Annotated in this window: 7 protein-coding genes, 1 pseudogene and 2 CRISPR repeat arrays; of the genes and pseudogenes, 1 reads left to right on the top strand and 7 read right to left on the bottom strand. The window is 66.3% G+C overall.

The window, feature by feature from the left end; translation table 11 throughout:
* Positions 1 to 79: pseudogene (locus ACFYXM_RS34230) on the top strand (transposase); the annotation flags it as partial.
* Positions 80 to 2,008: a CRISPR direct-repeat array (repeat unit 30 nt; unit sequence GTTGCTACCCCTCGGAGGGGCGATGAGGAC).
* A gap of 118 nt (positions 2,009 to 2,126) precedes the next feature.
* On the opposite strand, the gene cas3 reads toward ACFYXM_RS34230, so the two are convergent.
* The 7 genes from cas3 to ACFYXM_RS34195 all read right to left on the bottom strand — a co-directional run bounded on the left by cas3 (position 2,127) and on the right by ACFYXM_RS34195 (position 10,586).
* Entirely contained in the window at positions 2,127 to 4,511 is a 2,385-nt protein-coding gene (cas3, locus tag ACFYXM_RS34225) for a CRISPR-associated helicase Cas3' (protein WP_389295388.1), read from the bottom strand.
* Between the two features lie 8 nt (positions 4,512 to 4,519).
* On the bottom strand, positions 4,520 to 5,191 hold the full coding sequence (gene cas5, locus ACFYXM_RS34220) for a CRISPR-associated protein Cas5 (RefSeq protein WP_389295386.1): 672 nt from the start codon (positions 5,189 to 5,191) through the stop codon (positions 4,520 to 4,522).
* A 227-nt stretch (positions 5,192 to 5,418) separates the two neighbouring features.
* Positions 5,419 to 6,447, bottom strand: a complete 1,029-nt coding sequence (gene cas7i, locus ACFYXM_RS34215; protein ID WP_389295384.1) for a type I-B CRISPR-associated protein Cas7/Cst2/DevR — start codon at positions 6,445 to 6,447, stop codon at positions 5,419 to 5,421.
* A 2-nt stretch (positions 6,448 to 6,449) separates the two neighbouring features.
* On the bottom strand, positions 6,450 to 7,850 hold the full coding sequence (locus tag ACFYXM_RS34210; RefSeq protein ID WP_389295382.1) for a hypothetical protein: 1,401 nt from the start codon (positions 7,848 to 7,850) through the stop codon (positions 6,450 to 6,452).
* Positions 7,835 to 8,623 carry a CRISPR-associated endoribonuclease Cas6 gene (locus ACFYXM_RS34205; protein WP_389295381.1) on the bottom strand — a complete coding sequence of 263 codons (789 nt, stop codon included), beginning with the start codon at positions 8,621 to 8,623 and terminating at the stop codon, positions 7,835 to 7,837. The genes ACFYXM_RS34210 and ACFYXM_RS34205 overlap by 16 nt, the downstream gene beginning before the upstream one ends.
* Positions 8,624 to 8,887: 264 nt before the next feature.
* Positions 8,888 to 9,519: direct repeats of the CRISPR family, unit length 30 nt; unit sequence GTCCTCATCGCCCCTCCGAGGGGTCGCAAC.
* 487 nt (positions 9,520 to 10,006) lie between these two features.
* The gene (locus ACFYXM_RS34200) at positions 10,007 to 10,303 is read right to left on the bottom strand and encodes a hypothetical protein (RefSeq protein ID WP_389295379.1); all 297 of its coding nucleotides are present in this window, start codon (positions 10,301 to 10,303) and stop codon (positions 10,007 to 10,009) included.
* Positions 10,296 to 10,586, bottom strand: coding sequence for a hypothetical protein (locus tag ACFYXM_RS34195; RefSeq protein WP_389295377.1), 291 nt, complete (start codon positions 10,584 to 10,586; stop codon positions 10,296 to 10,298). Before ACFYXM_RS34195 ends, ACFYXM_RS34200 begins: the two co-directional genes overlap by 8 nt.
* Positions 10,587 to 10,631 lie beyond the last annotated feature (45 nt).

Genomic DNA, 10,631 nt, shown 5'->3' with positions numbered 1-10,631 from the left:
CCGCCGTTACATCATCTGGCGGAACAAGCACGCCGCCGACGAACGCCTACGCGAGGTCGTCAACAGGGCAAACGTTGCCTGATGCGGCACTAGGAGGGGCGATGAGGACTCGTGACCGTCACCAAAACCACCGGATACACCGCGTTGCTACCCCTCGGAGGGGCGATGAGGACTACTGGATGAGCCGGTTCGAGAAGAAGACCGGAACGGGTTGCTACCCCTCGGAGGGGCGATGAGGACCACGACCACCGAGATCACGCTCCGTCCGCTGCCGACGTTGCTACCCCTCGGAGGGGCGATGAGGACCACGGATCGATGCAGTGGTGCATCGACATCTGGCAGTTGCTACCCCTCGGAGGGGCGATGAGGACCGCGCAGGATCACCTTGCGGACCTTGCCGCACTCGTTGCTACCCCTCGGAGGGGCGATGAGGACCGGACTGCACGAGGTGGCCGATCGCGTTGAGCCCGACGTTGCTACCCCTCGGAGGGGCGATGAGGACAGGTCCAGGGCGGACGCGATGCGGACCAGGGCGCGGGGTTGCTACCCCTCGGAGGGGCGATGAGGACCTCCTACGACTCCGCGTCCCGCCAGGAACTTGCTGGTTGCTACCCCTCGGAGGGGCGATGAGGACCTTCTGGTGCCACCCGCGCCCCTCGGGCACGCGCAGCGTTGCTACCCCTCGGAGGGGCGATGAGGACCACGCGGTCACGGCCGGAGTCGGGTCCTACGTGCTGTGTTGCTACCCCTCGGAGGGGCGATGAGGACCGGTTGGTGCGGGGCTCTCGCAGTCCGGCTGCCAATGTTGCTACCCCTCGGAGGGGCGATGAGGACCGCTCCCGCACAGACGCCATGCCGCTGAACCTGACGTTGCTACCCCTCGGAGGGGCGATGAGGACGCCGCGCTGCATCAGGCCGGCGACCTACGCGACACCGCGTTGCTACCCCTCGGAGGGGCGATGAGGACTAGAGCACCGTCATGCGCTGCTGCTCGTCGGCGATTGTTGCTACCCCTCGGAGGGGCGATGAGGACGCCCCGTACGAGACGCCCGCAGACACCGGCATGACCAGTTGCTACCCCTCGGAGGGGCGATGAGGACCGCGGTGCCGGCGGAACGCCTGCACAACGTAGACATGTTGCTACCCCTCGGAGGGGCGATGAGGACGGGTGAGGCACCTCCGTGCGCCACCGGCGCACCCGACCGTTGCTACCCCTCGGAGGGGCGATGAGGACACGGCGTCGGCTCGGATCGTGGACGCGCCGACTCCGGGTTGCTACCCCTCGGAGGGGCGATGAGGACCGGCCACTGCTGCCGCCATCCGTTGCCGTATCGGACGTTGCTACCCCTCGGAGGGGCGATGAGGACCACCACCCACCAGCGGCGGGCGCAGCACCCCCACCCCTCGGAGGGGCGATGAGGACACCCTCCTGACGAAGAAAGGTAAGGGGTATGCACTGTTGCTACCCCTCGGAGAGGCGATGAGGACCGGAGCACGCCGGGCTCGGGGTGGACGAGGTGACCGGGTTGCTACCCCTCGGAGGGGCGATGAGGACTCCGCTGACCCTTGGCCGTCGCCGCCGTGGCCCGCGCGTTGCTACCCCTCGGAGGGGCGATGAGGACCACCGCCGCGTTCCAGGGCCACTACTGCCGCATCGTGTTGCTACCCCTCGGAGGGGCGATGAGGACGTCCGCGACTGGATCTCGGTGTGCCCGGAGCTGTCGTTGCTACCCCTCGGAGGGGCGATGAGGACACATGCGCCCGCACGTACGGGGTGGCGTTGAGCATGTTGCTACCCCTCGGAGGGGCGATGAGGACTCGGGTCGAGTCGCTCCATGAGGCGACGCTCCTCTGGCCTCGGAGGGGCGATGAGGACGGGCGATGCCCGGTACCACCCTGACCGTCACCCGCTAGTTGCTACCCCTCGGAGGGGCGATGAGGACGCCGGGGCGCGGGGTGTCGATCATCATTCCGCCACGTTGCTACCCCTCGGAGGGGCGATGAGGACCATCGTGATCGCACTCTTGATGTGAGGGAAAGCTCGTATGTTGTGAACCCTTTCGGGGTGATGATGGTTATGAAGGTTTCAAGGTACTTGCCTTTATGAGGCTCGACTTCCTCTGTGGTCAGTTGCGGACCGTACCGAGGCCGTTCTCTTCGTCGTATTCAGCGTCGATGATGTCTACTTTGATGTGCTCGTTCCAGGTCGTGGGGGTGTTGCCTGCGACTGGGATGAGGAGGTCTTCTGCGAGGAGGCGGCCTGGGCGGCGGCCGTCGTCGGTGGCGAGGCGGCGGGCATATTCGGTCTGGTCAGTGGTGAGGATGGCTTCTTTTCCGTTGAACATCGCATCGAAGTCGTCCTTGAGCTCGGAGCGGTCGCGGAAGGGTTCGTTCCAGGTGAGAAAGGCATAGGTGAAGTTCCTGGTGGTCTGTTCGATTTCATCGCGCCAAGCCGCGCCCCAGCTTTCCGGGGTGTTGGAGTAGATCTCGTTGAGCCAGTCGGTGATCACGGACTCGTCGATGACTTCGCCATGGTGTCGGCGGAGGATCTGCCAGGCCAGTGTGACCGGTTCTTTCGGATAGACACCGTCGGCGAAGAGACCGGTTTCGCCGCGGCGAGGCAGGTATGCGGGGGTGTGGACGACGACGTCTGCCGGTGGCCGGGTGCCGCTGCGGTTGACGCGGCCGAAGCGCTGGCAGAGGGCGTCCATGGGGGCGCAGGCGGTGTGGATGGTGTCGAAGTCGACGTCCAGTGACACCTCGACGGTTTGGGTGGCGACGAGGACGCCGCCTTTCCGGTCTTTTCGGTCATTGTGGTAGCGGGCGCGGATGCGGTCCTCAATGGTGGCGCGGTGGTCGCGGCGGTATCGGGAGTGGAGCATGATGGCCGCGTCCTGGTCGCCATGGACGCGCCGGGCGATGCTTCCGAGTTTGCGGTAGAGGGCGCGGGCATTGGGTCGGTTGTTGGCGACGACGAGGAGCGCTTCTCCCGCTTCGAGCCGGCCGGTCATTTCGGTGGCGGCCTCATCCGAACTCAGAGTGGTGTCCCGAATGAGCAGGCGGTGCCGACGGGGGAAGACAGTTCCTTCTGGGGGCTGGATGAGGTGTACGTGCTGGTTGAGAGCGCCGCGGATGGCTTCCTGGAGTGCGTCGGGCAGGGTAGCGGAGACAATGGCGAATCGTCCTCCGAGGCGTTCCCAGAAGCTCATCATGGCGAGGATCATGCCAAGTCGCCTGGGGTCGTAGGCGTGGAGTTCGTCGAGGATGAACAGGGAGTTCGCGGTGTCGAGGAGGACGCTGGAGTGGGCGGGTCCTGCGAGGGCACCGCGCAGGGGCTGGTAGGGGGTTCCGACCCGGATCAGCTCGCGGAAGAGGCGGGTGGCGTTCTCCTGGGCGAGGGATTTCCGTGCGGCGGCGAGGGCTTCGGTATCAGTGGCGCATTCGTCTTCCAGAGCTCGGCTGAGGTAGTAGGAGGCGGCGTGGGAGTGCGAGGCACCGACTTGACCTGTGGCTTTCAACTCTCCTTCTTCGAGGCGGCGGATCATCGCGTTGATCGCTGCGAGGTACGGCAGTAGGTAGAAAACGCGGGGTGTGCCCCGACCGGAGGCAGTCATGTCCTGCAGATTGCGCAGCGCCCACAGGAGTGCGGCTTCGGTCTTCCCTGAGCCGGTCCAGGCGCGGATGAAGACGTGGCCGGTGGTGTTCGCTGCCTGGATCTGATGCGGGCGCAGGCTGTAGCCCTTGGCACGGAGGCGTTGTTCGAGGCGTTGTCGGTATGTAGGGGTGAGCGGGTGGTTCTGGTGCACTGGTGTGCGGGCGGAGGCCATGCGGTCGGCCATCGTGACGCCGCCTTGCAGGAGTACTGCGGTCAGTCCGTCGGCGTCATCCTCGGGTTCCAGTGGCCATTCCCAGCGGTCAACGAGTTCACCGAAGAGGGCGTGGGTGTCCTTGAGGAGCGTCTCGGGGGTGAGGCCGGGTGGCGGTCCGTCGGGAATCAGGCCGGCCGCGACGGCTGTGGTGTGCAGCCAGACGGTGAGGTCCTGGACCGCGTCCGCGTCGATACGGCCGAACCTTCGCGCGAAGTCTTCCGCGCTGTCACGAGCGTAGAGGGCAAAGAGCGCACGGTGGCGGCCTTCGCCGCCGGTGAGCGGACGGTGATGAGTGACAACGCCGGTGGCGATCCACAGGATCTCTTCCCTGGGGAGCGCCGCGAGGACGGTAGGGAGAAAGCCGAGGGACAGGACTTCGTGCCGCTCGCCCCAGACTTCGGCTGATTCGAACGTATTTCCGATCTGGCGCTGCAGACCGTAGGCAACCTTTCCGGTGTCGTGCAGGAAGGCGGCGGCCCGTAACCAGGTCGCGAACCGGTGGTGTGCGATGGGTAGGTGTCCGATACGCGCAGCGACGGTGTTGGCGCGACGGAGCGTTGTCAGGGAGTGATCGGTGAGCAATTCGCCTTCGGCGTGCTGGCCGCGGGGGCTTTTGGCGCGGAGGGGGCGGGCCTCGTGCATGGTCGTCCTCACGCCGCGGCGTGTACGGGGTGGGTGGGAGGGAGAAGAATCAATGCCTGGCCGGTGTCGGTGACATAGTCGGCGTCGAGGGTGGCCTGTGTTCCCGTGCGGGCGTAGCGGTAGGTGTCCCATTTGGTGCGGGCGCGGTCGAGGGCGATCGCGGTGGGGAGCTGCATCTGTTCGCCGTTGTTGATGGTGAGCGGGTCCGGGGCGGTGGTGTGGGGGATGACTGCGTGCCCCTGGGTTCCGCTGCCGCCCTTGGTGAGGCGGACGCGGCGGGTGCGTGCGGTGGCGAGGTCTTGGGAGCGTCCCAGGACCAGCGGCCAGACGGGCGTGCGGAGTGCCGCCTCCCACAGGTCGAGTTCCGTGGCCAGCCATGCGGTGAGTGTGATGTCGGTCAGGAACTCGCGGTCCTTGATGGTCGCGTTCCGGTAGGCCGGTTTGGCGGCGGCGGGGTGGTAGGTCTCCAGGTCCGTGCCGGAGCCTTCTGCAGTGAACGTCATCGCGAAGCGGGTGCCCACGGGGACCTCTTCCCAGGTACCGACGGTGGCGGCGAGCATGCCGCCGACGGTGCTCGGCGGAGGGCAGGGAAGACCGATCTGCATGCCCTGGTAGAGAGGGTTGCGGAAGCTGGTGATGGGCGCGGTGACGGTGACTTCGAGGGCTTCGACAGGTTCCACAGGGGGTCTCCTGGCAGTTCGTGGTGAGCTGATCGTTCACTGCTCCGTGCAGGTCAGTCGGAGCGGGCTTCGGGAAGGAGGCCGGATCAGCGGTGCTGAGCCCTTCAGGGCGCATGAACAAGGTGGGCTAGTCCCAATACCGTTGACTTTGGCGCCTGACAGAGCCTCAGTGCGACGTTTCCGCACGTCAGGGCCGTCAACGACGCGCTAAGTCACCGGCATTGGCGCTAGTCCTGGAACCAGGTGTCGTGATCGCCGGCCTCGATGGCCTGCGCGAGGTTCGCCAGGACGACGCGGGGGTGGTCGATGACCAGGCGGTCGGCTGTGATCAGGTCGGCCAGCTCAGCTCGAGCGGTCTCGCGCTGGTCGCCGAGAAAGCCCGGGGCCCAGCCCAGGTGGACCTTTCCGTCGATGAGGTCGGACCAGGCGGCAATCTCCTCGCGAAGAGTGTCCGCGAAGAAACGGATTTCCCCGTCGACCGGTGCCAGGATCCGGGCGAACGGCTGGTTCCCGCCCTGGATCGGGGCGAGGAGAATCAGGGCCGGTGTCCGGTCGCCGTAATGCGCTGACTGACTCGCGCCGCCGTGCATCGCGGCCATCGTGCGCAGCAGCAGGCCCACGCGACGGCGGCGCTCTTCAATGGGGAGCAGAATCCCGGAAATGCCCCGGCGGGTGACTTCGACGCATCCGGCCTCGAGAGCTTCCGCAACGGCCTCGTCGGACAGAGCAGCCTGACGAACCTTGCCTTCCTGCTCGAAGAAACCGACCCTCAGCAGGTCAAGACGCAAATCACCCTGAAGCGCCGCGGTGTAGAACTCGTGCTCGTGAAGGACCGGGTTGGCACCCGTCGGCAGACCCCGGCTCATAGTTCCGAAGTCCCGGGTCGGCCGCTCCGCAGCGATGGACACGAACGTGCCCGTGGACAGCACCGTGCTCCGCATGTGCCGGGTGGCCTTCGTAGCAGCCATGTAACCGAAGAGATCATCGTCGGTGTACCGGTCGGGACGGCCAGAAGTATAGGACTGCTGCTTGGCGTCCTTGCCACTGACGATGACCGGCGAAGGCACATCGGTGTCGGGAAAACTGTCCCTGAGCATGCGCCGCCACCACTGGGCGGACCCATACGGATAGGTCTTGCCACCAGTACGGTGCTGCTTGACAGGGGTGACGTTGCCTTGGTCGGCGGTGCCGCGCCCATTGTTGGGAGCGCCGGCCTGGATGTCGAGGACGGCCTTGCCGGTCAGGTACACGCTCATGATCAGCTCTCTTCCTGGTCGATCGTGTCGAGGGATTTGAAGTCGTCGTCGGTGGTCGTCTCATCAGCGGCCTCGACAGTGGCTCCGCGGGCGCAGAGTTCCTCGAACACGGCGACAAAGAGCAGTTCGCGGGCGCTCCAGGAGCTGTTGCCGGAGCCGAAGAGGGTCCGCCACTGTGGGACGCTGATGAACGGCGCGTTCGCGGCGTCGGCGGGACGCTTCTTGGCCCAGTCGGCGATCTCGCCCCGCAGCCAACTCTTGAGATCGCCTGGCCGCCGCGTGGCGACGACGAACTTCTTGAGGCGTTTGTCACCATCGGCGATGACGACATCGGCAATGTGACGGGCAACAGCGGTGACGTGCCCGACGTCTTTCTCCAGCACGTGCAGGACCTCCGTGAGATAGGTACGGACAAGGGGAGCCAGGTGTGGCACCGCAGCCGGGATACGGCCGGTTACGGTGATCTGGTCACGAAGCCACCCGACAGCCCGGGACGGAATGACCGCCGGTTGATTGAAAGCACGCCAAGCGAGCATGCGCAGCCCCGGCACCTTGGCACTGGCCTGGCTCTGGGCCAGATACCAAAACCCGGTACGCCGCCCAGAATCCGAGGCGGTAGAGCGCAGCCACTCGGCAAGAGCCTGATCCATGTCCTCGACCTGGAACCTCATGTCCCTGGTGCTGTTGCTGAACTGGATGGCCTGAACCCCGGCCGTGATACGCCTGTCCCACCAACGCAGCGCCCGCAGAGCGGCAAACTCGACCGCGAACGCCCCACTCCCCCGCTTAAGGTCGCCCCGGACAGCCATGCTCCGGCGGTTGGCAGGTACCGCACTGCGGGTGGCACGGGCCATGAACCGCTCGTCCCACGAGTGAACCCCCTGCAACAGACCACCGCCGGCGGCGAACGCATACGGCAGAGCATGGAAACTGCTGACGCAGGGAAAACACAGCGGAGTACCCCGATGACCAGGAGCGGTGGTATTGCGATGCTCGACACTGGCACCCAAGGGGACGTCAACATTCCCATACCAGGCACAGGCAGCCCTCCCGCACAACGAGCACGGCACACCGGGCCACTCCTCGACAGGGGGCATGCTGCGCCAGGCCGAAATTCCGGCAGGCGTGCACTTGTTCTTGTAATGCAGGGCACAGTTCGGCCACAGGTTGTACGAGACCCCCTTGAGGTACCAGCCGGCACTGCCCTTGACCACTGTGCTGGTGGCGACGAGGTCACTGATCATCAGCCTGACGACTTCCTGGAACTGGTCGCCAGTGACCGCTTCTGGACCACTTGCCCGGGCGAGCACGGCAATGGCATGGGCTCCCGCACGCTGCAGCGGATGCGCTGTGAGACGAAGCTCGTCCTGCGTAGCAATGACCGGCATCAGGGCCTCACCCACCCAAATCCAGCGGACGTCGCCCCACCGATACCGCAGGACCACAAGGCCTGAAGCGCCGCAGGCGAACCGGACACCTCAATCTCCACCGGCGCACCGGTCTTTTTGCCCCAGCGCACTGGACTGGAGGCGCCACTGCCGTGGCCCACGACGGAAAACGATCGCTGGGGACCGATCCAGGTAATCGCTTCCAGGGTCACCGGGCCGTAGCCGAACGTCTCAGCTTTCCGGCGGAGACTGTGACTCAGCGAGACATCAAAGCCCACTTCGCCCGGAAGAACCCATCCCCCTCCGCTACGACTCCCGTCCGGCGCCCGCGTCAACTCGCTCTTGATCGCAATAGGACTGACGGTGCGAAACCGTCCACGCCCGGAAGCGAACGCCGGCGGTGCCAGGCGCGTCACAGCCTCGATGTTCAAGGCCACTCCACCCCAGTCCAGGATGGGGATCACCGCGAAGTCTTTGGCCAATGCTTCAATGATTCCCTCGACAGGGCTGCCGAACTCCACCGTGCCGGCGCCACCGGCGACGTACGTACCGCGTACACGCTTCACCGTGGGGAACTCCGGGGCGCTGTAGCCGAAAGGCGCAATACGATGCGGACCCCACCCGGTTTCGTGAACCTTGGCCCCAAGCTGCGGCGCCTGACGCGAGAGCGCGGAGTAGACGATGCCGCGGCCAGGCGCGATGACCTGGTCCCATGGGATCTCTGGTGCTCTGGTTTTGACGTGAACGCGTAAGCGCACTTCCACCCCTTTCCGCTGGTCAGCGGGCATGGACGTACCCGTGAGAAATGCCGTGTCGATACGAGCTTTTCCTCAGTCAGCCAAACCGACGCGGCATGTCTACCACACGCAAATCCCCGCAGCAGAATCTCGAATGCCGGTCTACCAGGGGCCACTGACAACGGGCCATAACAGATCAGAGAAAAGAAAAAAGCGATCAGATGCAGGCACGGAAAGGACATGTCAGAGCGCGGCTGTAGAGTCTGTCACGACCGCTCCGGGAAGCCCCGGGAGCGCACGCCGACTTGAAAACTCACACTCATCGCCCCTCCGAGGGGTCGCAACGTCTCGCCCTGTCCGGCTTAGTCCATGGCGACGATCCGGTCCTCATCGCCCCTCCGAGGGGTCGCAACTTGGCGGCCTCCGTGGAGTCGCGCACGTCGATGAGCGCGTCCTCATCGCCCCTCCGAGGGGTCGCAACCTGGAAGTCGTCCCCGATCCGCCCGCCGAGGTGACGGTCCTCATCGCCCCTCCGAGGGGTCGCAACGTGATCACCGTGGTGGTGACCGTGGTGTTGTCGGTGGTCCTCATCGCCCCTCCGAGGGGTCGCAACCTGCCCGGCTGCGGGCCGGTGAACGAGAACGAGCGGGTCCTCATCGCCCCTCCGAGGGGTCGCAACGCGGTGATCCCGCCGGGGCACGGGTGACTGCTGCCCCCGTCCTCATCGCCCCTCCGAGGGGTCGCAACAGGTTGCAGCAGCCCAGGAGCGCGGCAGCGCCCGCGGGTCCTCATCGCCCCTCCGAGGGGTCGCAATCGGGTGGTGACGACCAGGGGCTGCTCCTGGACGCCAGTCCTCGTCGCCCCTACGAGGGGTAAGCAACATGAGCTCCTGGTCGACGCCGTGCTCGCGCGCCGTGGTCCTTATCGCCCCTGCGAGGGGTCGCAACACCGCGTCCGAGGAGTGTCATGAATCAGGTGTGATCTTTCCCGAAGGAGTCACCTGATGAGTACGACGACGGATCACCGGATCGAGACCTGCGGCAGCGTGTCGCTTGCGACGGCAGTGTTCAGGGTGCCGACGTGAAGTTGATGCCGGTGTCTCAGAATGGTCTGTCCAGCGAGCTGCTGGAGGAGCTGGCCGCGCTCGGCGCGGGCCCGGTGCAGGGCGGCCCGGATGCTGGATTCCAGTGTTTCGTCGTGTCCGGTGCGGCGCTGCTGGTCTTGAAGGATTTCCTCCTGGGCGGCGATCTCGGTGAACGCCTCTTCGGGCTCGCGGCGTTGGCGGAGGGCTTCGGTCTGGCGGTCGGCGGCTTCGCGGATGCGGGGTGCGAGTCCGGTCTCGCGGGTGCCTCCGGCGGTGTGGTGGGCGGCCAGGGCGGGAACGCTGACGGGGCCCGGTGGGACGGATGTCTCGCCGGGCCCGGTCCGGGTGGATCAGTAGAGCTGGATGCGGGTGAGGACGATGTGCGGCGGGTCGGCGTCGGCGACGATGACGTACTCGGCGATGCCGAGCATGCCGTCCGCACCGAGCGGCATGCGCCGCTGCTGCGGCCACTTCGTCGACGTGCTGCTGCCCGGAACCTCGCCGCGGGTTTCATTGATCAGGACCGTGGCCGCCACGATCGCGCCGAACACGTCACCGGGGAGGCCCGGGTCTTCCAGAAGCGTTGCGGCCTCTCCCGATAACACGCACGGCAGGCCCACCGGTTCCTCGTCGTGCGGTTCACTCAACGGGCAGACCTGCCGCACGTCGGCGGGCCACCAGGTCGGCGACCGTGGTCGTCGGCAGCGTCCCGTCCAGCGCGGCCGCAGTGAGCCGGTCCCCGGCCGGGTCGGTGTCGAGCATCGCCTCGCACCACCAGCGGCGCAGAACACTCGCCGCTTCCTCGGGAGACGCGGCCAGCAGCTCCCGGTAGAAGTCCATGCGGCGAGCGCCGTCCAGCGCGGCCGCAATGCCTTCCGCGTTGCGTGGCACCCTGTCCGACTCGTGCGAGTGGATCGGCTGTGCGGTCATCCTGTGCCCCTTTCGGTCTGCTCCAAGTCTGCCCGGTCGCGGTAC

It is taken from the genome of Streptomyces sp. NPDC002476 (assembly GCF_042889785.1).
Lineage (GTDB): Bacteria > Actinomycetota > Actinomycetes > Streptomycetales > Streptomycetaceae > Streptomyces.
The sequence above is the reverse complement of the archived record's forward strand: the minus strand, read 5'-3'. Positions and strand labels throughout refer to the sequence as shown.

Coding starts and splice junctions, on each gene's coding strand:
- cas3 (WP_389295388.1), bottom strand. CDS start 4,511: ATGCACGAGGCCCGCCCCCTCCGCGCCAAAAGCCCCCGCGGCCAGCAC.
- cas7i (WP_389295384.1), bottom strand. CDS start 6,447: ATGAGCGTGTACCTGACCGGCAAGGCCGTCCTCGACATCCAGGCCGGC.
- ACFYXM_RS34205 (WP_389295381.1), bottom strand. CDS start 8,623: ATGCCCGCTGACCAGCGGAAAGGGGTGGAAGTGCGCTTACGCGTTCAC.
- ACFYXM_RS34195 (WP_389295377.1), bottom strand. CDS start 10,586: ATGACCGCACAGCCGATCCACTCGCACGAGTCGGACAGGGTGCCACGC.